The organism is Limnohabitans sp. TS-CS-82 (assembly GCF_002943475.1).
The window spans coordinates 53,013-74,354 of record NZ_PTQX01000016.1 but is presented as its reverse complement, the minus strand read 5'-3'; the positions used below and the strand labels follow the sequence as shown (position 1 = coordinate 74,354).

Annotated in this window: 22 protein-coding genes; 12 read left to right on the top strand and 10 right to left on the bottom strand. The window is 53.4% G+C overall.

The genetic code is table 11. The annotated features are described in order from the left end of the window. Position 1: 1 nt before the first annotated feature. The 6 genes from C5F52_RS24410 to catA form a co-directional block, all read right to left on the bottom strand. A complete protein-coding gene (locus C5F52_RS24410; RefSeq protein WP_369954229.1) occupies positions 2-1,111 on the bottom strand; it encodes an ABC transporter substrate-binding protein in 1,110 nt (369 codons plus the stop codon). A gap of 143 nt (positions 1,112-1,254) precedes the next feature. Then, complete coding sequence (benD, locus tag C5F52_RS24405) at positions 1,255-2,031, bottom strand: benzoate diol dehydrogenase BenD (RefSeq protein ID WP_104800969.1); 777 nt, start codon at positions 2,029-2,031, stop codon at positions 1,255-1,257. 5 nt (positions 2,032-2,036) lie between these two features. Further along, positions 2,037-3,062, bottom strand: a complete 1,026-nt coding sequence (gene benC, locus C5F52_RS24400) for a benzoate 1,2-dioxygenase electron transfer component BenC (protein ID WP_104800968.1) — start codon at positions 3,060-3,062, stop codon at positions 2,037-2,039. Positions 3,063-3,081: 19 nt separating this feature from the next. After that, positions 3,082-3,573, bottom strand: coding sequence for a benzoate 1,2-dioxygenase small subunit (gene benB, locus C5F52_RS24395; RefSeq protein ID WP_104800967.1), 492 nt, complete (start codon positions 3,571-3,573; stop codon positions 3,082-3,084). Beyond that, positions 3,573-4,934, bottom strand: a complete 1,362-nt coding sequence (locus C5F52_RS24390) for a Rieske 2Fe-2S domain-containing protein (protein WP_104800966.1) — start codon at positions 4,932-4,934, stop codon at positions 3,573-3,575. Before C5F52_RS24390 ends, benB begins: the two co-directional genes overlap by 1 nt. Positions 4,935-5,047: 113 nt before the next feature. Further along, entirely contained in the window at positions 5,048-5,983 is a 936-nt protein-coding gene (gene catA, locus C5F52_RS24385) for a catechol 1,2-dioxygenase (RefSeq protein WP_104800965.1), read from the bottom strand. A 238-nt stretch (positions 5,984-6,221) separates the two neighbouring features. On the opposite strand from catA, the gene C5F52_RS24380 reads away from it, so the two are divergent. Beyond that, positions 6,222-7,226 carry a LysR family transcriptional regulator gene (locus tag C5F52_RS24380; protein ID WP_104800964.1) on the top strand — a complete coding sequence of 335 codons (1,005 nt, stop codon included), beginning with the start codon at positions 6,222-6,224 and terminating at the stop codon, positions 7,224-7,226. Here the strand turns inward: C5F52_RS24380 and cynR are convergent. Continuing rightward, positions 7,219-8,115 carry a transcriptional regulator CynR gene (gene cynR / locus C5F52_RS24375; protein WP_104800963.1) on the bottom strand — a complete coding sequence of 299 codons (897 nt, stop codon included), beginning with the start codon at positions 8,113-8,115 and terminating at the stop codon, positions 7,219-7,221. The genes C5F52_RS24380 and cynR overlap by 8 nt on opposite strands. A gap of 178 nt (positions 8,116-8,293) precedes the next feature. Here cynR and C5F52_RS24370 point away from each other — a divergent pair, with 178 nt between their 5' ends. From C5F52_RS24370 to C5F52_RS24335, 8 genes are read left to right on the top strand one after another with little or no spacing between them, the layout of a single operon-like run. After that, on the top strand, positions 8,294-9,454 hold the full coding sequence (locus C5F52_RS24370; RefSeq protein WP_104800962.1) for a muconate cycloisomerase family protein: 1,161 nt from the start codon (positions 8,294-8,296) through the stop codon (positions 9,452-9,454). 38 nt (positions 9,455-9,492) lie between these two features. Then, on the top strand, positions 9,493-9,771 hold the full coding sequence (gene catC / locus C5F52_RS24365) for a muconolactone Delta-isomerase (protein ID WP_104800961.1): 279 nt from the start codon (positions 9,493-9,495) through the stop codon (positions 9,769-9,771). A gap of 7 nt (positions 9,772-9,778) precedes the next feature. Continuing rightward, the gene (locus C5F52_RS24360) at positions 9,779-10,768 is read left to right on the top strand and encodes a tripartite tricarboxylate transporter substrate binding protein (protein WP_104800960.1); all 990 of its coding nucleotides are present in this window, start codon (positions 9,779-9,781) and stop codon (positions 10,766-10,768) included. A gap of 10 nt (positions 10,769-10,778) precedes the next feature. Continuing rightward, positions 10,779-11,549, top strand: coding sequence for an alpha/beta fold hydrolase (locus C5F52_RS24355; RefSeq protein WP_104800959.1), 771 nt, complete (start codon positions 10,779-10,781; stop codon positions 11,547-11,549). 42 nt (positions 11,550-11,591) lie between these two features. Next, on the top strand, positions 11,592-12,308 hold the full coding sequence (locus tag C5F52_RS24350) for a 3-oxoacid CoA-transferase subunit A (RefSeq protein WP_104800958.1): 717 nt from the start codon (positions 11,592-11,594) through the stop codon (positions 12,306-12,308). Between the two features lie 11 nt (positions 12,309-12,319). Continuing rightward, positions 12,320-12,964, top strand: a complete 645-nt coding sequence (locus C5F52_RS24345; protein WP_104800957.1) for a 3-oxoacid CoA-transferase subunit B — start codon at positions 12,320-12,322, stop codon at positions 12,962-12,964. A gap of 52 nt (positions 12,965-13,016) precedes the next feature. Beyond that, on the top strand, positions 13,017-14,219 hold the full coding sequence (gene pcaF / locus C5F52_RS24340) for a 3-oxoadipyl-CoA thiolase (protein WP_104800956.1): 1,203 nt from the start codon (positions 13,017-13,019) through the stop codon (positions 14,217-14,219). A 53-nt stretch (positions 14,220-14,272) separates the two neighbouring features. Next, on the top strand, positions 14,273-15,106 hold the full coding sequence (locus C5F52_RS24335) for a ZIP family metal transporter (protein ID WP_104800955.1): 834 nt from the start codon (positions 14,273-14,275) through the stop codon (positions 15,104-15,106). Between the two features lie 7 nt (positions 15,107-15,113). Here C5F52_RS24335 and C5F52_RS24330 read toward each other — a convergent pair whose 3' ends face one another. From C5F52_RS24330 to C5F52_RS24320, 3 genes are read right to left on the bottom strand one after another with little or no spacing between them, the layout of a single operon-like run. Beyond that, on the bottom strand, positions 15,114-15,986 hold the full coding sequence (locus C5F52_RS24330) for a sulfurtransferase (RefSeq protein WP_104800954.1): 873 nt from the start codon (positions 15,984-15,986) through the stop codon (positions 15,114-15,116). Between the two features lie 46 nt (positions 15,987-16,032). Continuing rightward, positions 16,033-16,929, bottom strand: a complete 897-nt coding sequence (locus tag C5F52_RS24325; protein ID WP_104800953.1) for a DMT family transporter — start codon at positions 16,927-16,929, stop codon at positions 16,033-16,035. A 9-nt stretch (positions 16,930-16,938) separates the two neighbouring features. Further along, a complete protein-coding gene (locus tag C5F52_RS24320; protein ID WP_104800952.1) occupies positions 16,939-18,069 on the bottom strand; it encodes an aromatic ring-hydroxylating dioxygenase subunit alpha in 1,131 nt (376 codons plus the stop codon). 168 nt (positions 18,070-18,237) lie between these two features. On the opposite strand from C5F52_RS24320, the gene C5F52_RS24315 reads away from it, so the two are divergent. The 3 genes from C5F52_RS24315 to dxs are packed head-to-tail and all read left to right on the top strand — an operon-like array spanning position 18,238 to position 21,275. Then, on the top strand, positions 18,238-18,483 hold the full coding sequence (locus tag C5F52_RS24315) for an exodeoxyribonuclease VII small subunit (protein WP_104800951.1): 246 nt from the start codon (positions 18,238-18,240) through the stop codon (positions 18,481-18,483). 20 nt (positions 18,484-18,503) lie between these two features. Then, positions 18,504-19,412, top strand: coding sequence for a polyprenyl synthetase family protein (locus tag C5F52_RS24310; RefSeq protein WP_236658000.1), 909 nt, complete (start codon positions 18,504-18,506; stop codon positions 19,410-19,412). Positions 19,413-19,418: 6 nt separating this feature from the next. Beyond that, entirely contained in the window at positions 19,419-21,275 is a 1,857-nt protein-coding gene (gene dxs / locus C5F52_RS24305; RefSeq protein WP_104800949.1) for a 1-deoxy-D-xylulose-5-phosphate synthase, read from the top strand. Positions 21,276-21,342 lie beyond the last annotated feature (67 nt).

Genomic DNA, 21,342 nt, shown 5'->3' with positions numbered 1-21,342 from the left:
ATTACAGGCGGCAACCCGTTGCAGGATCTTCAAGCGCCTTGCTGGCAATGCCAATCACCTTGTTTTCCTTGCCGGAAACTTGGCGCAAGTACATGTCCTGAATGGGGTTGTGTGCTTTGGAAATCGTGAATTTCCCACGCGGACTGTCGATGGTGGCTTTGGTCAGCGCAGCGGCAAAGCCTGCCGTATTTTTTGCGTCACCCTTGACCGCAGTCAAACCTATGCCCAACATTTGCGCAGCGTCGTAGCCTTGGACGGCATACACATCGGGCTGCATTTTGAAGGTCTTCACATAGGCAAGACGGAAAGCGTTGTCACGTGGGGTGTTTAAGTTGTCCGCGTAATGCAGCGATGTCAGTACACCTTCAGCAGATGCACCCTGAGCTTCCAATGTGCCATCGGTCAGAAAGCCGGTGCCAAAGAGAGGGATGTTTTTCTTCAGGCCAGCACCGTCATAGTCTTTGACAAACTTCACGGCAGCGCCACCAGCAAAGAAGGAGAAAACAGCATCAGGTTTTGCAGAGGCGATTTCAGTCAACAGGGATTGGAATTCAACGTTCGGGAAGGGCAGCGTCAATTCTTTGGTTACCTTTCCACCCGATTTCTCAAAGCCTTCTTTGAAGCCTTTGGCCATCTCATCACCAGCGGCGTATTTCCAAGTGATGGTGGCTGCGGTTTTATGGCCTTTAGCCGCCATGGCTTGACCAATCGCGAAACCCGGCTGCCAATTGCTAAAGCTGCTGCGGAAAATGTTCACCGCACACATGGAGCCTGTGACGGCGTCAGCGCCACCGTTGGGATTGATCATCAAGGTACCAGTGCCCTTAGCGACGCGAGCCATGGCCATTGCGACGCCTGAGTGCACGCTGCCGATCAAAACGTCCACGTTGTCGCGTTTGATCAGTTTGTTGACGTTGTCAATCGCTTTAGATGGATCTGACTCGTCGTCGACTTTGAAAAATTCAACTTCACGCCCACCGATCTTTCCACCTTGTTCAGCAAGGTAAAGCCTGAAACCATTTTCAATGGCAGTCCCCAATGCGGCAAAAGTGCCAGTGGCGGGCAACATGAAACCAACCTTGAGTTTTTGTGAGGTCTGTGCCATGGCCATTGGAATGGTGAATGAAACCGCTGCGGCGAGTGCAGCTCGGCGAGAAAATTGCGAGATATTCATGGTGTTTGTCTCCTGGGATGTGCCGATCAGTGACGGCTTTTTATCTGTGGGTGAGGGGTTTTTATCAACGGAAAAATGCATCAACCTTGGTCGCCACCACCGACAGGCAGGACTGTTCCGGTGATGTAAGACGAACGATCTGAAGCCAAAAAGAGGATGGCTTCTGCTTGTTCGTCGAGCGTTCCGTAACGCTTCATCAAGGTGCTAGAGATCGTTTGATCGACAATTTCTTGGTACCAAGCTTTATCTTTGCGACCCAGATTTGACGTGTTGCGTGGAATGCGACGTGGGGGTGCTTCTGTTCCACCAGGTGCTATCGCGTTGACGCGAATACCACGCTCACCGTTTTCGAATGCCAAGCATGCAGTCAATGCATTGACACCACCCTTCGCTGAGCCGTACGGAACGCGGTTGACGCTGCGTGTCGCGATGGAGGACACGTTCACAATGGCGCCCTTTTTTTTCTTCAGCATGTAGGGCAACACTGCGCGACAGCTCCACAAGGTGGGAAATAGCGAGCGTCGTACTTCAGCTTCGATCTGTTTAGGGTCGTAGTGCTCAAATGGTTTGGTCCAGATGGTGCCACCGATGTTGTTCACCAAAATGTCGATACGACCAAACGCCTTATGCGTTCTCTCTGCTGCTTGTTCTGCGCCCTCAAATTGCTCAAGGTCTGCTTCAATGGCAATGACCTCAGTGATGGCTGACAGCTGCTCGCGTAATTCTTGAACCAGAGGCGATCTGTCAACCAGCGCTAAGCGGGCGCCTTGCGCTGCTGCAAGCTCAGCAACACGTTGGCCTATGCCTTGTGCAGCGCCTGTGATGAGCATGACTTTGCCTGCAAATTCTTTGTTCATATGGGTTACTCCGAAATGGGGTTGGTCGCATTGGGCGTGAACTTTTCATAATGAAAACTCACGGGACTCAAGGCGATGTCTTTGAAATGTTTTTGTACGGCATCCACCATGGGAGGCGGACCGCACAAATACACATCGACATCGCCGTCATGCAAGACATCTGGTGACATGTATTGCGTGACAAATCCTTGTTTGTCATGGCCTGTTTGCGGGTCGGCCACACAGGTGGTGAAGGTGAAGTTGGGCAGTCGGTTAGCAAAATTCACTAAACGATCGACCATGACTAAATCTTGATCGCGTGTCACGCCATAGATCAAGTGAATCGGCAGAGCGTGCGCTTGTTTCTCAAGGACTTCTAGCATTGACAAAAACGGCGCAAGCCCAGTGCCACCTGCTAGAAAGAGCAAGGGTCGAGTGGGAGTTCGCAGATAAAAGCTGCCCATAGGCCCTTTGATGTCAAGCGTCTCTCCTGACTGGGCGCGATTAAACCAGCCGCTCATCAGCCCCCCAGGAACTTGCTTGACCAAGAAAGTCATGCGGGCACTTCCCGGTGCTGAACTGAACGAGTAAGACCGGTGTTGGTCGCTGCCTGGAACGCCGATGTTGACGTATTGACCTGGTAAGAAGTCCGGTGCATCCGATGGGGCATCCAAGACCAACTCATAGGCAGCATCGCCAAGCGAGGAGACCTCAGCCAATGTGGCAGAGAACTGCGCCGTGCCAGTTTTACAAGCAGTGGAGGGCACAGGCACCGAGATGACGCAATCTGAACTAGGCACCATTTGACATGTCAGAACCAAGCCCTCGTTGGCTTCATCTTGTGTCAAGGCTTCATCAATGTATTCATCGCCCATGTCATACGAGCCACTTTCTGCTCGGCATTTGCATGTGCCACACACACCATCCGAGCAGTCCATTGGCAAATTGATGCGATTTCTGAAAGCACTGTCGAGCACTTTTTCGTTTGCGCCACACTCGATGAAGCGTGTGACACCATCCTCGAAGTTCAAGGCTATTCGATAGCTGGTCATCTTGTGAGCCCTTCTGATCTCAGATGTGATAGATGTCAATGACTTGGCTGATGTAGTCATTCTTTAAGACAATCTTTTTGCGCGTGATTTGGAAACTGCCGTCGCCCATCACCTTCAGCGTTAAAAAGATGGCGCCGAAAAAATGATCTGTGACCTTGTAGCGGTGGCTCAACGTGTGGAAGTTGTATCTGACGTCCAGTGAGTCACCACGGTCCGCCAAGATCTCCACATTGCTTATCATGTGATTGGTGCGCGGTTCTGGCATGGAGGCACTAGAGCGCTCCGTCTTGATGCGAAACACGCGATCTTCCAAGCCATTGCGGTTGGGGTAGTAAATCAGTGAAATCTCACTTTGTGGATCCTCTGTCAACTGATCGTCATCATCCCAAGATGGCATCCAGTATTGAACCTCTGGGGCATACATGTCCAACCAAGCGTCCCACTCGCGGTCGTCAAGGTGGCGCGCTTCTTTGAATAAAAAGCCGCAAACATCGCTGAATTTTTGGCTCATCACTTTGCTCCTTCTCGCTCTTTGGTCAGCGCTTTTTGCATGCTCTCTGCCCAATAGTTGTGTTGACAAACGAAAAGACCTTCGTCTTCACTTCGACCGCCGCTGACCAGTGGGGTCATACCCATTTGTCGGGCGTTTTCATCTGGACCATGCACCCAAAGCGGTGCACCGCGACTCAAATCATTCCAAGGTGCAACCTTGGCGGCATAACCTGTTTGGCAGGAGCGAAATTCCTCGAGGTCATCCGCTGTTCCCATGCCCGAGACGTTGAAGAAGTCTTCGTACTGACGAATACGGGTGGCGCGGCTTTCAGCACTTTCACCCTTAGGTGCGAAACAGTAAATCGTGACTTCTGTCTTATCCACACTGATGGGGCGCGTGACTCGGATCTGTGTAGAAAATTGATCCATCAAATACACATTCGGGTAAAGGCACAGGTTGCGCGTTTGGTTCACGATCAGATCGGCCTTGGCTTCTCCGAGGCGATCTTTGAGCTCTTCACGATGGTCATACACAGGACGCACTTCTGGGTTCATGGTCTTCGTCCACAGCAGGATGTGACCGTTTTCAAATCCGTACACACCACCCACGCTCTTGCTCCAGCCGTTTGCATCGACAGCCTTGGTGCCACCATCTTTGCGTCGTCCCATCGTCGCGGCGTAATTCCAATGGACAGAGCTGACGTGGTAACCGTCGCTGCCGTTTTCCATTTGAAGTTTCCAATTGCCGTCGTAGGTGTAAGTCGAGCTACCACGCAAAACTTCAAGTCCTTCAGCGGCTTGGTCAACGATTTGGTCGATCACAACTTTCGTTTCACCTAAAAACTCTTGCAGGGGTTGCACATCAGCGTTCAAGCTACCAAACAAGAAGCCTTTGTAGCTTTCAAATCGAGCCACCTTCTTCAGGTCATGCGAGCCATTGGTGTTGAATTGGATGGGATATTCCGTGGTCTTCTCATCTTTGACCTTCAGCAACTTGCCTGTGTTTGCGAACGTCCATCCATGAAACGGGCAGGTGAAGCTGCCTTTGTTGCCGTGCTTGCGGCGGCACAGCATCGCGCCTCTGTGCGCACATGCATTGATGACAGCGTTCAAGCTGCCATCTTTGGTACGAGTGATGACGATTGGCTGTCGGCCGATGTAGGTGGTGAAGTAGTCGTTGATCTCTGGAATTTGGCTTTCATGCGCCAAGTAAATCCAGTTGCCTTCGAAGATGTGTTTCATCTCGAGTTCAAAGAGATCCTCGTCCGTAAAAATATCGCGACGGCAACGAAAAACGCCGTTTTCAGGATCGTCTTGCAAGGCGTTGTTCAATAAGTTTTCCACGTCGGCATATTTGTCGACGGATACGTTCGTATTCATGGGTGTGTTTCCTTTGGGTAGGGGCGTCCGCCGCAACTGAGGTTGCGGTTTTTCGTCTGTCGTCATGCCTGGTGGTGCCGAATGAAAGTCATTCGGCCCACCTCGGTTGAAGATCAGGCTGCTAGGCGAGGGCGCTCAACGATCTGGTTATCTGAGCCATTGACCAAGGGGCTCAGCGTCATGTCGAATTTGATTTCACAGAATGGGCCACTCAGGCCATGCGCTTTGATGCTGGCTTCGTCCGCGTGTTCAACAACTGGGGGCACCAAGCCGTCTCGTGTTGCGTAGGCGAAATCATCATTCACCAATGGGTCACCATCAATGTTGATTTGTGTTGTCAACTTGCGGTGGCCATCTGCTGTGACAAAGAAATGGATGTGTGCAGGACGATTGCCATGACGACCCAACTGATTCAGCAACGCCTGAGTTGGACCGTCGGGTGGGCATCCGTAGCCCACTGGCACGATGCTCTGGAACTTATAACGACCCTGTGCATCGGTCATGATGGTGCGGCGCATGTTGAAGGCCTTTTGCTCGCCCGTGGGATCAAAGTGAGAATAGAACCCCTTGGTGTTGGCGTGCCAGACTTCAACAGATGCATTTGAAACAGGCTTGCCATCTGCACCAAACACAGTACCGTGCATGATGAGAGTTTTACCTGCTGTATCGCTGCCATCATCTAATCGCGCAAAGCCTTGAACGACAGGCGCACCAGCGACGTAAAGAGGGCCTTCGATCGCACGTGGTGTGCCGTTGGTCAAGCCAAGTGCAGCGTCTTCTGCGTCCATGCGCATGTCGAAATAACGATCCAGTCCCAAACCAGGAGACAGCAAGCCAGCCTCGCTGCGTGCGCCAAGCTGATTCAGGTAAGCAACGCCGGCCCAGTATTCATCCGATGTGATGTCCAAGTCTTCGATGGCCTTGAACAGGTCAGACAAGATGCGATGAATGATGGTTTTGGTGCGTGGATTGCCGCCTGTTTGTGTCAGGCCACTGGCTATCTTTAAAAAATCTTGAACTTCATTTGTTTTGAAAATTTGAACGGTCATGGTTATCTCCTAGAGGTTGGTCTTACTTGGTTGCTTGGGGAACGCCCCCTTCACATTGCAAAAAACTGTCTGAGTTAGTTAACGTGTTTGTTGCATGGGTTGAATTAAAGGGCAGTGCCATCAATCCATCCAATACCAAATTCATCCACCTCGATACCTTTTGCATATAGTGAATCGTTTTTGTGTTAAAAATCAGCCACTTACAACGCACCATATCTAGCGGGTATGGATTACCCTAATGGATCTTCGTCAATTACGTTATTTCGTAGCAGTTGCCACGACCAAGAACTTCACGCGCGCAGCTGAGCAAATGCACATTGCACAGCCACCACTGAGTCGACAGATTCAGCTCCTTGAGGAGGAGCTCGGCGTCCTGTTGATTCAACGCAGCAGCAGGCCTTTGCGTTTGACCGACGCGGGGCGTGTTTTTTACGAAGAGGCCTTGCAGGTGCTTCATCGGGTTGAACAAATGAAAGCGGGTGCCAAACGCGTTGGCCAAGATCGACGCCAATCCATTTCAATTGCTTATGTCGCATCGACTTTGTATGGGGGTCTTCCTGTGCTGATTCGCAAGTTTCGCAAGCGTTACCCCGAGACAGACATTCATTTGGTCGATCTGAGTTCGGTGCATCAGATCGCGGAGCTGAAATCAGGGCGTATCGACTTGGGATTCGGGCGGATCCGAACTGGCGACACGTCAGTGGCTCGCGTGGTTTTAAGGGAGGAGCGTTTGGTTCTTGCCTTGCCGCCAAGTTCTCCCTTAGCGAAGGTGCGTGGCAGGATCAGTTTGAAGGAGTTGGTCAATCAGAATTTGATCGTGTTCCCCAAGGATCCACGGCCAAGTTATGCAGACCACGTCTTGAGCTTGGTTCATGACCAAGGCATTCAGCTCGGTGAAATTCACGAAGTTCGTGAGATACAAGCCGCTCTGGGTTTGGTGGCATCAGAAATGGGGGTGTGCATCATTCCTGCGGCGGCTCGCGTCAGGTCCGATCTGGTGTATCGCGTCATAGATGATGAGCGTGCGACTTCTCCGATCATCTTGAGTCATCGTCTCAATGACGATTCTTGGTATATCGCTGCTATCAAAGAACTGATCGTGGAGATGTATGCAGAGAATCCGCCATGGTTAGACCTAGAGAACAATGCATTCCCATCCCTGTTGGGCAAAGAGGTGCCCATCACAACGTCTACAAAAGTCAGTCGACGAAAAGAACCCAGTCAAAAGCTGTCGTCTAACTAAATTTGCTGCCACTTTGGGTCTGACTTCCCAGTTCCTGCACGAAGGCTTGGGCTGCCATTGAGCGTGATGCGCCCTTGCGCCACAAAATCCCAGCGTGTCGCAGAGGCTGTGGGGCATGTAATGAAATTGCCCGAAATTGCGTTTGGTTCATAGATGCGGCTCGTTCAGGAACGATCGTGGCCAGCGTTCCCGTTTTGCAGGCCTCGATCAACGCATTGACGGATTCCATCTCGACACGAATTTCGGGTGAGATGTTTGCTGATTTGAAAGCTTCATCGAGCATTCGCCGAGTCGCAAAACTTTTGGGCAGCAAACACAAAGGGACGTTTTTTAAATCTTGCATGCGCAGCGAACGGCGTTTGGCCAAACGGTGATCCACGCTGACGAGCAGCTGTAACTGTTCGCTGAACAAATGCTCGGCATCAATATCTGCATGTTGTGTTGGATGGAAAGCAATACCCACATCGAGTTGTCCTGAGACTAAGTGTTTTTCAATCAGGTCAGCACGAAGATCCCGGATCGAAACACGAATGCCAGGGTAGTTTGCACTGAAGTGCGCCACAGCAGCAGGCACAAGGGTATCCATGAACGTGGGAATAACGCCGACGGTCAATGTCCCAGATTGCAGTCCATTCAATTGAGCGAGCGCCATGCGACCTGCTTCTAGCTCTTGTATTGCTCTGCCTACAAAACTTTTGTAGGCCAATCCAGCCTGAGAAATTTTGAGACCTCGTCCAATTCGGTCAAACAAGACCGTCCCCAACTCATCTTCCAATTGACGCAGACCGTGGGAGAGTGTGGATTGGGTGATGAACAGGGCTTGTGCAGACTGCGTGAGATGTTCAGTTTCGGCAAGACTGAGGAAGTATCTGAGTTGTCGAAGTTCCATGGTTCAAAATATAGTTCGATTGAAACGAACATTATGTTCTAAATAATTCATTTGATGAATTGATTTGTGACACATAGGATTGCGATGTCGATGTGCTGAATTTTTGATTTTCTTCAAAACGGTGCGCGTCGATAGATCAAGAAACATCCATTCCAATTTCATCACTGAATAAGACGCCATGCCTCACATCATTTCGCTGCAACCGCGCATCATCGATATTCCAACAGTTCGGCCTCATAAACTGTCCTTTGGTTCAATACAGCAACAAAGTTATTGCATCGTTCGGATCGAGTTGTCCGACGGTGCAGTGGGGTGGGGCGAGGCGGCCACCATTGGTGGTGCGTCTTGGAATGAAGAGTCCCCCGAGAGCATCTTGCATGCAGTCAAGGCGTATTTGACGCCAGCAGTTCTCAACCAAGAAGCAGGTGGTTTTGAATCGATTTTGCTTCGCATGGATAAAAGCTGCCGTGGCAACTACTTCGCCAAAAGTGCCGTTGAGATGGCGCTCATTGATGCAGTGGCTCGGTCTCAGAATTTGCCAGCTTGGCAATTGCTTGGCGGTAAGTTGCATGAGCGTTTGCCTTTGGCTTGGACTTTGGCGACAGGCGATGTTGGCAAAGATCTAGAAGAGGCTTACCGAAAACTAGAAGAGCGGCGTCACCGCATCTTCAAAATAAAAATTGGCGCACGTTCGCCGCAAGACGATGTCGCACTGGTCAGTGCCATCGCGCGCGAATTGGCTGGTAAAGCACGATTCACGGTGGATGTGAATCAGGCTTGGGATGTCAATACGGCTCGAAGATACGTCCCCGAATTGGCAGATGCTGGTGTGGACTTGATTGAGCAACCTGTTGCAAAGTGGAACATTGAAGGTTTGACTTCGTTGGTCGGTATGCAGATGCGCACGCTCATCATGGCTGATGAGAGCGTTTGTACGCCTCAGGAGGCACTCATGTTGTCAAAACAAAACGCGTCACATGTTTTTTCACTGAAAGTGGCAAAGCATGGTGGCTTACTTCGCACACGCAAAGTCGCTGCGGTTGCCGAGGCTGCTGACATCGATTGGTATGGCGGCACGATGCTCGAGACATCGCTGGGCAGTGCTGCATCGGCGCACGTTTTCTCGACGCTCCCAGGTAAGCACCATGGTTGCGAATTGTTCGGGCCGCAACTGCTGGTTGACGACATTGTCGAGACACCCATGTTGGTGAAAGACTTCGATTTGCATATTCCAGATGGTCCAGGATTTGGCGTCACGATTGATGAGAAAAAGCTCGATCGCTTCGACAGAGAGAAGCAAGGCCTGACCCCCACACATTTTGATCTCGGACGCAAATAAGCATCCTGAAATCAGCCAATTAACCCAAGGAGAAATTAATGTTGTATCTCGTGCGCATGGATGTTCGTATTCCCACAGGTGCTGATCCTAAACAGATGGATGAAATCAAGGCTCTCGAAAAAGCGTATTCGCAAGAGCTGCAGCGTGACGGACGTTGGGTTCATTTGTGGCGTGTCGTCGGTGAGTACGCCAACTACAGTGTGTTTGATGTGAGTTCAAACGATGAGTTGCATCAGCTTCTTTCTGCGTTGCCTCTGTTTCCATACATGGAGATCCATGTCACACCTCTGGCTCAACATCCATCTTCCATTGTCTGAGGTCATGATGAAACTTCACAAACTAGTCAACAGCGTCAGCTTGAAATGGCTGGCTATTGCAGCCTGCGGTTGGATGGCCATCTCATCTGTGCATGCAGCCTATCCAGACAAACCCATCCGCTGGATTGTTCCGTTCCCACCTGGTGGCGCCATGGACAGTATTGCGCGCTCTGTTGGCGAGCAGCTGTCGCGCAAGTTTGGGCAACCTGTGGTGATTGAAAACAAAGCGGGTGCGGGTGGTAACTTAGGCGTTGACTTCGTGGCCAAGTCACCTGCCGATGGTTACACCATGGTGATCACATCCATTGGTATGGTGACCAATCGTCACTTGTACGCCAAGTTGGGCTATGACCCAATCAAAGACTTTGCGCCGGTGTCGATGCTGGCTGTCGTGCCCAACATGCTGGTGGTCAATCCAACGAAGGTGAAAGCAAAAAGCCTGCGTGACTTGATTACTGAAGTCAAGGCAAAACCCGGAAAGCTGACCTATGCATCAGCAGGTAACGGCACTTCAATCCATTTGGCCGGTGAGTTGTTCACATCCATGACCGGTTTGGACATCCAACACATCCCTTATCGCGGCAGTGGCCCTGCTGTTTCCGATTTACTGGGTGGACAAGTGGACATGATGTTCGACAGCGTGTCATCGGCACGTCCCTATGTACAGGCAGGTAAGTTGAATGCCTTGGGTGTCACCACGTCAAAGCGGTCAACCGCCATGCCAGAAGTGCCAACCATTGCAGAGGCTGGCGTTCCAGGGTACGTGCTTTCTCCTTGGTTTGGTGTCTTCATGCCTGCAGCAACGCCGCCCGATATTGTGAAATTTATGAATGCAGCGTTGATCGAGGCGATGAGCCGCACTGAAGTCAAAGCGCGCTTCTCCGTATTAGGTGCGGAAGCGATTGGCAGCACACCAGAAGCATTCGCTTCTAGTTTGCTGGCAGAGAGCGCGAAATGGGAAAAGCTCATTCGCGAGAAAAATATCCAGCCTGACTGAAAGAGAATGAATGTCTGATATTTACTCAGTGCAACTTTCAGATGGACCAGGACTTCCAGTTGTCGTGAGCCATGCCTTGGGCCTGGATCACGCCATGTGGTCGGGCTGGATAGATGCCCAAAAAGGACAACGTCCCATATTGGCGTATGACCATCGTGGACAGGGCCGATCTAAGCTCGGCTTGCGCCCGCTTGATTTAGACCTCTTGGTGGAAGATGCAGTCACACTCGTCAACGCTTGGAAGCGCGGTCCTGTCGTTTTCGTAGGCCTGTCGCAGGGTGGCATGGTCGGGCAAGGATTGGCCATCAAACATCCGAGTTTGGTGAGGGGGCTTGTATTGGCTCACACCGTAGGCAGTTATGCACCTGCAGCGCAAGCTGCTTGGAAGGAGCGCATCGCTATTGTTGAGCAGCGCGGAATGGCAGCTGTCGTCGACCTGATTTCGCAGCGGTATTTGTCTGAAGATTTTCGAGCAAACAACCCTCAAGTCACTGATGCACTTCGCGCTCAGATTTTGGCTAACGATGCAAAAGCCTATGTTGCCAATTGCCAAGCGGTTGCCAGCGTCAATTGGTTGAATGATTTGAAATTGATCGGCTGCCCCACCTTGGTTTTAGCTGGAGCGTTAGACATGGGGGCAACGCCAGCGATGGCAGAAGCGATACATCATGAAATTTCAGGTTCGCAATTAGAAATTTTTGAGCATGCATCTCATCTGAGCCCACTTGAGCAACCCGAAAAATTCCAACACGCGGTTAGTGAGTTTTTAAATAGACTTTGAGTCTATTTCTCCGCCTTTTTATTTGAAAAATTTCATAAAAATATGATCAACAAAATTTGCAAAAGTATTCCAGATGCCTTGTCCGGAATCAAAGACGGATCGACGGTCTTGATTGGCGGTTTCGGTACTGCCGGTATCCCAAATGAACTCATCGACGGATTGATTCAGCATGGTGCACGCGAACTGACAGTCGTCAACAACAACGCTGGCAACGGAGACACCGGGTTGGCTGCCTTGCTCAAGGCAGGACAAGTACGAAAAATCATTTGTAGCTTTCCTCGGCAAGCTGACTCATACGTCTTTGATGAGCTCTATCGAAGCGGAAAGATCGAGTTGGAGTTGGTACCTCAAGGGAACTTGGCTGAACGACTTCGTGCCGCTGGCGCTGGTGTTGGTGCGTTCTACACGCCAACTGGCTTCGGAACAGAGCTGTCATTGAATGTAGACGGAACACCCAAAGAGACGCGTCGTATCAATGGCAAAGACTACGTGCTCGAGTATCCAATCTACGGCGATGTGGCCTTGATCAAAGCTGAAACTGGCGATCGTTGGGGGAACCTAACCTTCCGCAAGGCAGCGCGTAATTTTGGCCCTGTCATGGCCACCGCAGCCAAATGCACCATTGCAACTGTTCACGATGTGGTCGAACTGGGCAAGATGAATCCCGAGTCCATCGTGACCCCTGGAATATTCGTCTCACGCATCGTGAAGATTGAACGCGTGGCGACACAAGCGGGCGGCTTCAAGCAAGCTGCGTAAGGAAAACTTGTATGACTAATTACATAAAACGAACAAAGCAAGAACTCGCTCAGCGCGTGGCGCAAGATATTTTCGATGGCGCGTATGTCAATCTTGGCATCGGTCAACCCACACTGGTTGCTAATTATTTGCCTGAGGGTATGGAGGTCGTCCTTCACAGCGAAAACGGCATCCTAGGGATGGGACAGGCACCGTTGACTGGAGAGGAAGATTACGACTTGATCAACGCTGGCAAGCAGCCTGTGACCTTATTGGCAGGCGGTGCTTATTTCCATCATGCAGACAGCTTTGCCATGATGCGTGGTGGTCATCTCGACATCAGTGTTTTGGGCGCATTTCAGGTGTCGGCGACTGGCGATCTTGCCAATTGGAGCACGGGTGAAGCAGGTGCGATTCCTGCGGTGGGTGGTGCGATGGACTTGGCGGTTGGTGCCAAACAGACTTGGGTCATGATGGATCTCCTCACTAAAAAAGGCGAGAGCAAGGTTGTGCAAGAGTGCTCATATCCCCTCACGGGATTGGGCTGCGTCAAGCGCATTTATTCTGATTTGGCAACGTTGGAATGCACCCCTGAAGGTTTGAAGCTGATCGATCAAGTGGATGGTTTGAGCAAAGAAGAGCTTGAACGACTCATCGGTCTCCCAGTTCACGTCTGATGAACAAAAATTAGGACTGAAATGGTGAAGAAGAATTTTTAAGAGAACTCGTATGACTGAAGCCTATATTTGCGATGCAATTCGCACCCCCTTTGGACGTTATGGCGGCGCGTTGAGTAGCGTTCGTGCTGATGATTTGGCCGCAGTTCCAATCAAGGCCTTGATGGAGCGCAACCCCACAGTCGACTGGTCGCAAGTGACCGATGTGCTTTATGGCTGTGCCAACCAAGCCGGCGAAGACAACCGCAACGTGGCGCGCATGGCTGCTTTGCTCGCAGGCTTGCCCATGGAGGTGCCAGGTGGCACGATCAATCGCTTGTGTGGTTCAGGCTTAGACGCGGTGGGCACAGCGGCACGCGCCATCAAATCAGGTGAAACAGCGTTGATGATTGCGGGCGGTGTGGAGAGCATGAGCCGCGCGCCATTTGTCATGCCCAAAGCCGAGAGCGCATTCAGCCGCAACAACGCGGTGTATGACACCACCATTGGCTGGCGCTTTGTGAACAAGCTCATGAAGGCGCAATACGGCGTGGACAGCATGCCCGAAACCGCAGAAAACGTGGCAGTCGATTACAAGATTGAGCGCGAAGCGCAGGACCAAATGGCTTTGCGTAGCCAGCGCAATGCATTGGCCGCCATCCAAGATGGTCACTTTGCACGCGAAATTTGTGCTGTGACCATTCCCCAGAAAAAAGGCGATGCTTTGGTGGTGAGCCAAGACGAACACCCACGCGACACCAACCTAGAGTCGTTGGCCAAACTCAAAGGTGTGGTGCGCCCCGAGGGCAGCGTGACAGCAGGCAATGCCAGTGGCGTGAACGATGGCGCTTGCGCTTTGTTGTTGGCCAACGAAGCGAGCGTGAAGCAATATGGTCTGACGCCCAAAGCTCGCGTGGTGGGCATGGCCACGGCAGGTGTAGCACCCCGTGTGATGGGCATTGGCCCCGCGCCGGCCACCGAAAAAGTGTTGGCACAAACGGGTTTAACGATTGACCAAATGGATGTCATTGAACTGAACGAAGCTTTTGCTGCCCAAGGTTTGGCCGTACTGCGTATGTTGGGCTTGAAGGACGACGATGCCCGCGTGAACGCTTGGGGCGGTGCCATTGCGCTGGGTCATCCTTTAGGTGCTTCGGGCGCGCGTTTGGTCACCACGGCCATCAACCGTTTGCACACCACGGGTGGGCGCTATGCGCTGTGCACCATGTGCATTGGGGTGGGGCAGGGGATTGCCTTGATCATCGAGCGGGTTTGAACTAAACCTTCCCTGTTTGTGGTGGTCGTCTTTGGGCGCGAGATAATCTGCTCATGACTTTGATTTCAATTCTTGTGGGTACCTTAGTTGCCGGCATGGGCAGTGTGTGGCTGGCGGCCTTGTTGGCTTATGCGCTGCTGTCGCGTTTCACCCAGCATTTGTTGAGCCTTGCGGCGGGCGCTTTGCTCGCGACGGCGTTCACTCGCTTGTTGCCAGAGGCGTTTGAGTTGTCTGTGGAAGCGGGCGTTTCAGCACATGCTTTGTTCGTGGCGCTTCTGGTGGGCTTGGTGTTTTTCTTCTTGCTCGACAAAGCTGAGTTGTGGCACCACGGGCATGAGCATGGGCACGACCATGCTCACAGCGATGCACACGACCATACGCATGAGCACGCACACCACACACACGATGCGCATCACCACCATCATGACCGTAGCCACCACAGCGGCGGCTGGGCGGTGTTGCTGGGCGACAGCGTGCACGCGTTTGGCGACGGCATTTTGATTGCTGCTGCATTTGTGGCTGATCCACGTTTGGGTATTGCCGCCGCATTGGCGGTGATGGCCCACGAAGTGCCGCACCATGTGGGTGACTTGGTGGTGTTGCGTCAAACACTCAGCAATCCACGCGCTGCCTTGTTCAAACTCACGCTGGCTGGTGGCGTGACGGCGATTGGTGGGGTGATGGGCTACTTGCTCGTGGGCGCATTGCACGAGTACTTGCCCTTCTTTTTGGTGGTGGCTGCCAGCAGCTTTATTTATGTGGCGCTGGCTGACTTGATTCCACAACTTCAAAAACGCCTCTCACCCAAAGAGACAGCCGCGCAAGTGGCTTGGCTGTTTGCAGGTATTGGCCTGGTTGCCGCGTTGGGCGAGTGGGCACAGCACTAAGCTAAGTTCAAGATTTTTCGCAGGGCAGGCCGGGTGTGTTGCACCACTCGCTCCAGCTGCCTGCATAGAGGGCAGTGCGTCCTAAGCCCGCCACTTCCATGGCCAACACATTGGGCACAGCGCTCACGCCACTGCCGCAGTGGTGCACCACGGTGTCTGGTTTGGCGTTGCCCAGCAAGGCTGCAAACTCAGCACGCAATTCGTCTGCACTTTTAAAGAAACCATTCGCGTTGAGGTTGGTGTTGAACGGGCGGTTCAAAGCGCCGGGGATATGTCCCGCCACAGGGTCGAGTGGTTCTACCTCGCCGCGGTAGCGCGGTGCGCCGCGTGCGTCGACGATGGTTTGGGTGCCGTCGTTCAAATGCGCAGACACAGTTGCGGTGTCTACCAATCTCACCAATGGCGTCTGCAGGGCAAAGTTGCCTGCCACATGCATGTCACTGGCTGTTGAGGTTGCTTCGCCTGAAGCGACAGAGCCGCTAGCCGCTACCCAGGCCTGAAAGCCACCATCGAGTACGGCCACTGCGTTATGGCCACACCACTTGAGCATCCACCACAAGCGTCCGCAGTAGTTCATGCCGTTGCGGTCGTACACCACCACTTGGGTGTCTTGGTTCACGCCCATGCTTTGCAACCAAGCTGCAAACACGTCGCGCTGGGGCAGCGGGTGGCGGCCACCATTCACACGCTTGTTTGCGTCGTGTGTGGCAAGGTGAAGGTCCAGGTCAGCGTGTTGTGCGCCTGCGATGTGTTGCTCTACAAACTGCGCGTGGCCTGCCGGTGGGTTCATCAAGTCGAAGGTGCAGTCAAACACAGCGACAGCCGCACCGCTGGTTTGCAGGGCTTGGAGTTGAGCAACAGAAATGAGTGTGGTGTACATGGTGTTTTCCTTTGCGGCTTCAACGCTTCACGGATGATGAGTGGTGTCAGTGTTCTTCGGCAGGTGTTTGTGGTGCGGCACGTGCACGCAGCAAAGTGGCAGAGATGCCGCTTAGGGTAATAAGTGCCATGCCCGCCCAACCGATGAGTGGGATGTCATCACCAAACAGCAGCAAGCTGTAGAGCGCAGCAAACACAATGCCCGAGTATTGCAAGTTGGCCACCACCAGCGTGGCGCCGTGGCTGTAGGCGCGTGTCATGCACAGCTGACCGAGTGAGGCAAAAATGCCCACGGGGATCAGCCACACCGCGTGCTCCCACTCCCACGTAGAGATACCCATGAATGCCATACCTGCCAGTCCTGCCAGGATGGTGCCGATGGCAAAGTAAAACACGGTGCGCGTTTCGGGTTCTCCAATGCGCCCCAAGGCCGTGACTTGCATATAAGCAAAGGCCGCGCAAAAGCCAGACATGAGGCCAATGAGACCTGCATAAATTTGGTCTTGTGCCATGGTGGGTCGCAGCACCATGACCACGCCCGCAAAGCCGGCCATGACGGTGAGGGCTAAGGGGCCTTGTGACCAAGCGCTTTGACCTTCACTCGGTTTCCAATTGATGAGAGAGCCGCCCACGATGAAGGCGGCAATCCAAACGCTGCTCATGTAGTTGAGCGTCATGGCAGTGGCCAGTGGCAGCTTGGCGATGGCGTAAAACCAAGCACTCAATGAGGTAACACCGATGATGGACCGCCACACGTGCATGCCCAAATATTGGGTGCGTAGCGAGATGTTTTGTTGTTGCGCAATGACTACTAAAAAAATGCAACCCACAACGCCACGGTAGAACACGAGTTCAGCCGAGTTGAAGTGGGCGGAGCCATATTTGACGCAAACCCCCATGGTGGCAAAAAAGGCTGCACCCAGCAGCATCCACAGGGCTTGCATGCGTATGGCTTAGCTTTGTGCGAAGTTGAGTTTGCCGCGGTACCACTCGTGGAAGTGCTGCATGCCGTCTTCCATCGGGCTTTGGTAAGGGCCGACTTCGTTGTCGCCGCGCTGCATGAGAGCCTTGCGACCTGCGTCCATGCGCTCAGCAATTTCGTCGTCCTCAATGCAGGTTTCCATGTAGGCCGCGCGTTGGGCTTCGACGAACTCGCGCTCGAAGGCCACGATTTCTTCTGGGTAGTAGAACTCCACCCTGTTCAACGTTTTGGTGGGGCTGACAGGGTGCAGTGTGGACACCGTCAGCACATGTGGGTACCACTCCACCATGATGTGAGGGTAGTAGGTGAGCCAAATCGCACCGCGCTCGGGCAGCGCACCGCTGCGGTAGTTCAGCAGCACGTCGTGCCATTTTTTGTAGACGTCAGAGCCGGGTTTGCCAAAGGTGTTGGCCACGCCCACGGTTTGCACCGAGTACTCGGGCTTGAATTCCCATTGCAAATCGTCGCAGGTGACAAAGTTGCCCAAGCCAGGGTGGAAGGGGCCGACGTGGTAGTCCTCAAGGTAGACCTCGATGAAGGTCTTCCAGTTGTAATTGCACTCGTGCAGCTCGACGTGGTCGAGGGCGTAGCCATCAAAGTTGAGGTCTTTGGCTGGGCCCATGCCTGCGAGGTCAGCCAAGATGTCGCGGCCGTTGTCTTCGAACAGCATACCGTTCCACTCGCGCAACTTGTAGTTGTTGAGGTTCAGACAAGGGTCGTGCGAGAAGTGGGGCGCACCCAGCAATTCGCCAGAGGGTGCATACGTCCAGCGGTGCAGAGGGCACACGATGTTGCCACCGGCAGAGCCTGGAGCTTGGGTGTTGAGTGAACCACGGCCCTTGAGCATCACCGCTTGGCGGTGACGACACACGTTGGATACCAGTTCTACGCCTTTGGCCGAGCGCACAAGAGCACGCCCTCCGCCTTCATGCGGCAAAGCGTAGTAGTCGCCCACATTGGGCACAGCAAGCTGGTGGCCCACATAACGGGGCCCTTGCTGAAAGATGGTCTCCAGTTCGCGCTGAAAAAGCGCCTCATCGAAATAACTGGTAACTGGTAGTTGGCTGTGCGCCTGCTGCAGTTGAAGACTTAAATCAGACATGGGTGACCTGACCTAAAGACTCCCCACAGGGAGATAAGTGGACAAAAATAAATCGGCCCGAAGGTCGATTGAAGGATGCCCATTGTACCCAAGGGGGTCAACCATGCCCCGCATGCAGCCTAAAATGGCAGGCTATTTGACCCACCTCAAAACGGATATCCGCACACCATGCCCAAGGCCAAAACCACCCCAAGCGGCGCAGACACTGCGCCCGTCAGCTATGAGGCTGCTTTGAAAGAGCTGGAAGGCTTGGTGCAGCAAATGGAGTCAGGCCAGTTGCCATTGGCTGATTTGTTGTCTGGGTACCAACGTGGTGCCGAACTTTTGGGTTACTGCCGTGCACAACTGGACGCGGTGGAGCAGCAAATCAAGGTGCTCGACAACGGGGCTTTGAAATCTTGGACACCCACGTGAGCGCTGCGATGACCCCCTCTATGACGTCTAACGAACTCGACCAATGGACTAACCACTGGTTGGCTGTTGTTGAAGACGCGTTGTCTGACTGGATTAGTCCTCAAGCTCCCGCAGACTTGGGTGAGGCTATGCGCTACGCCGTGCTCGATGGCGGCAAGCGTTTGCGCCCCCTGTTGGTGTTAGCGGCGCGTGAGGCCGTGGCCCACGGCCAGAAAGATGCAGCACTGGACGAGGCCGCATTGCGCGCCGCTTGCGCCGTAGAGCTGATTCATGCTTATTCACTGGTGCACGACGACATGCCTTGCATGGACAACGATGTGCTGCGCCGTGGCAAGCCGACCGTGCATGTGCAGTTTGGTGAGGCCCAGGCCTTGCTGGCGGGCGATGCTTTGCAGGCCTTGGCCTTTGAGTTCCTCACGCCTGACGCATCTTTGATTCCCTCTTGCGTACAAGCTCGGCTTTGTCGTTTGCTCGCCACCTCAGCCGGTCACGCCGGCATGGCCGGTGGTCAAGCTATTGATTTGGCTAGCGTGGGTGTGGCGTTGACTGAAGACCAGTTGCGCCAAATGCATCGCCTCAAAACTGGCGCCTTGTTAGAAGGCAGCGTCATGATGGGCGCAGCGTGTGGAGAAACCACACCGCAAGCGCTGAGTGGCTTGAAGCGCTATGGTCAAGCCTTGGGCTTAGCCTTTCAGGTGGTGGACGATATTTTGGATGTCATCGCCGATTCAGCCACGCTTGGTAAAACTGCGGGTAAAGATGCCGCGAATGACAAACCTACCTACGTGTCGTTGTTGGGTTTGGAAGAGGCAAAGTCATATGCGCAGTCGTTGTTGCGCGAGGCGCTCGATGCCTTGCACAGCACAGGCTTGACGCACACCCACACGCTGGCCGCGCTGGCCGAGCGCGTGGTGAACCGGAACACTTGAATACACATGCCTAATTTGTTGCAAACCATCAATTCACCCGCAGACCTGCGGGCTGTGCCGCGCCACCAGTTGCCAGCACTGGCCGATGAGTTGCGTTCGTTCGTGCTCAATAGCGTGGCTAAAACAGGTGGACACCTCAGCTCTAACCTCGGCACGGTTGAGTTGACTGTGGCTTTGCACTATGTGTTCAACACACCGCACGACCGCATCGTGTGGGATGTGGGTCACCAAACTTACCCACACAAAATCTTGACGGGTCGTCGCGACCAAATGGGCACGCTGCGCCAACGTCACGGCTTGAGCGGTTTTCCGCGCCGTGACGAAAGCGAGTACGACGCCTTTGGCACGGCGCACTCGTCCACCAGTATTTCGGCTGCTTTGGGCATGGCCATCGCCGCGCAACAAAAAGGCGAACAACGCCACGCCATCGCCGTGATTGGCGACGGTGCGATGACGGCAGGCATGGCCTTTGAGGCTTTGAATAACGGCGGTGTGTCTACATCCAAGTTGCTGGTCATCTTGAACGACAACGACATGTCCATCAGCCCACCCGTGGGTGCGCTGAATCGCTACTTGGCGCAGTTGATGAGCGGCAAGTTTTACTCTGCCGCCAAAGAGGTAGGTAAGCAAGTGCTCAAAGGCGCACCGCCTTTGTTTGAACTGGCCAAGCGTTTTGAAGAGCATGCCAAAGGCATGGTGGTGCCCGCCACTTTGTTTGAAAAATTTGGCTTCAACTACATCGGCCCGATTGATGGGCATGACCTTGAGTCGCTCATTCCCACGCTGGAAAATCTCAAGCATCTAGAAGGCCCGCAGTTCCTTCATGTGGTCACCAAAAAAGGGCAAGGCTACAAGTTGGCCGAAGCCGACCCTGTGGCCTACCATGGCCCGGGCAAGTTTGACCCTGCTGTGGGTCTGGTGCCTGCAACTAGCCCAGCTAAAACTACCTTCACCCAAGTGTTTGGCCAATGGTTGTGCGATATGGCTGAGCACGACCCATTGCTGGTGGGTATCACGCCCGCCATGCGCGAGGGCTCGGGCATGGTCGAGTTCAACAAGCGCTTCCCCGAGCGTTATCACGATGTGGGCATTGCTGAACAACATGCCGTCACGTTTGCGGCGGGTTTAGCCTGTGAAGGTTTGAAGCCTGTAGTGGCGATTTATTCCACCTTCTTGCAACGTGCGTATGACCAAGTGATTCACGATGTGGCACTGCAAAAGTTACCGATGGTGCTGGCGCTCGACCGCGCAGGCATCGTGGGTGCGGATGGCGCGACGCACGCAGGCTTGTACGACATCCCGTTCATGCGTTGCATTCCCAATGTCAGCATGGCTTGTCCTGCCGACGAAAACGAATGCCGTCAGTTGCTGACCACGGCTTACCAACAAGACCACTGTGTGGCCGTGCGTTACCCGCGCGGTGCTGGCGCTGGCGTGCCTGTGACGCGTGGCTTGAATGCGTTGCCTTTTGGTAAAGGTGAGGTGCGTCGCGAAGGCAAGCGCATTGCCATCCTCGCGTTTGGCACGCTGCTGTACCCAGCGTTGCAAGCGGGTGAAGCGCTCAATGCCACGGTGGTCAATATGCGTTGGGCTAAGCCGCTCGATACGGAGCTGCTTGCCAAGATTGCAGCCACGCACGATGCCTTGGTCACGGTGGAAGAGGGTGCCGTCATGGGCGGCGCAGGTTCAGCCGTGCTCGAGGCTTTGCAAGATTTGCAACAACCTAAGCCAGTATTGGTGTTAGGTATTGGTGATGCGTTCACCGAACACGGTGATCCAGTCAAGTTGTTAGCCGAGATGGGTTTGGATGCAGCAGGCATTCAAGCGGCCATCGAAAAGCGTTTTGCAACGCTTTTGAATTAACTTTCCATTGAAGTAATTTCAAGCCTTCTGAAGAATTTTGAAATACAAGTTCTTCGGGGGTAAACCC

What these genes read in the sequence shown, in the direction of transcription:
- cynR (WP_104800963.1), bottom strand. Translation starts at nt 8,115, where the DNA reads ATGGAACTTCGACAACTCAGATACTTCCTCAGTCTTGCCGAAACTGAA.
- C5F52_RS24325 (WP_104800953.1), bottom strand. Translation starts at nt 16,929, where the DNA reads ATGCAAGCCCTGTGGATGCTGCTGGGTGCAGCCTTTTTTGCCACCATG.
- pcaF (WP_104800956.1), top strand. Translation starts at nt 13,017, where the DNA reads ATGACTGAAGCCTATATTTGCGATGCAATTCGCACCCCCTTTGGACGT.
- catC (WP_104800961.1), top strand. Translation starts at nt 9,493, where the DNA reads ATGTTGTATCTCGTGCGCATGGATGTTCGTATTCCCACAGGTGCTGAT.
- C5F52_RS24370 (WP_104800962.1), top strand. Translation starts at nt 8,294, where the DNA reads ATGCCTCACATCATTTCGCTGCAACCGCGCATCATCGATATTCCAACA.
- C5F52_RS24345 (WP_104800957.1), top strand. Translation starts at nt 12,320, where the DNA reads ATGACTAATTACATAAAACGAACAAAGCAAGAACTCGCTCAGCGCGTG.
- C5F52_RS24335 (WP_104800955.1), top strand. Translation starts at nt 14,273, where the DNA reads ATGACTTTGATTTCAATTCTTGTGGGTACCTTAGTTGCCGGCATGGGC.
- catA (WP_104800965.1), bottom strand. Translation starts at nt 5,983, where the DNA reads ATGACCGTTCAAATTTTCAAAACAAATGAAGTTCAAGATTTTTTAAAG.
- C5F52_RS24380 (WP_104800964.1), top strand. Translation starts at nt 6,222, where the DNA reads ATGGATCTTCGTCAATTACGTTATTTCGTAGCAGTTGCCACGACCAAG.
- benC (WP_104800968.1), bottom strand. Translation starts at nt 3,062, where the DNA reads ATGACCAGCTATCGAATAGCCTTGAACTTCGAGGATGGTGTCACACGC.
- C5F52_RS24410 (WP_369954229.1), bottom strand. Translation starts at nt 1,111, where the DNA reads ATGGCCATGGCACAGACCTCACAAAAACTCAAGGTTGGTTTCATGTTG.
- C5F52_RS24390 (WP_104800966.1), bottom strand. Translation starts at nt 4,934, where the DNA reads ATGAATACGAACGTATCCGTCGACAAATATGCCGACGTGGAAAACTTA.
- C5F52_RS24315 (WP_104800951.1), top strand. Translation starts at nt 18,238, where the DNA reads ATGCCCAAGGCCAAAACCACCCCAAGCGGCGCAGACACTGCGCCCGTC.
- C5F52_RS24350 (WP_104800958.1), top strand. Translation starts at nt 11,592, where the DNA reads ATGATCAACAAAATTTGCAAAAGTATTCCAGATGCCTTGTCCGGAATC.
- C5F52_RS24320 (WP_104800952.1), bottom strand. Translation starts at nt 18,069, where the DNA reads ATGTCTGATTTAAGTCTTCAACTGCAGCAGGCGCACAGCCAACTACCA.
- C5F52_RS24360 (WP_104800960.1), top strand. Translation starts at nt 9,779, where the DNA reads ATGAAACTTCACAAACTAGTCAACAGCGTCAGCTTGAAATGGCTGGCT.
- benD (WP_104800969.1), bottom strand. Translation starts at nt 2,031, where the DNA reads ATGAACAAAGAATTTGCAGGCAAAGTCATGCTCATCACAGGCGCTGCA.
- C5F52_RS24355 (WP_104800959.1), top strand. Translation starts at nt 10,779, where the DNA reads ATGTCTGATATTTACTCAGTGCAACTTTCAGATGGACCAGGACTTCCA.
- dxs (WP_104800949.1), top strand. Translation starts at nt 19,419, where the DNA reads ATGCCTAATTTGTTGCAAACCATCAATTCACCCGCAGACCTGCGGGCT.
- C5F52_RS24330 (WP_104800954.1), bottom strand. Translation starts at nt 15,986, where the DNA reads ATGTACACCACACTCATTTCTGTTGCTCAACTCCAAGCCCTGCAAACC.
- C5F52_RS24310 (WP_236658000.1), top strand. Translation starts at nt 18,504, where the DNA reads ATGACGTCTAACGAACTCGACCAATGGACTAACCACTGGTTGGCTGTT.
- benB (WP_104800967.1), bottom strand. Translation starts at nt 3,573, where the DNA reads ATGAGCCAAAAATTCAGCGATGTTTGCGGCTTTTTATTCAAAGAAGCG.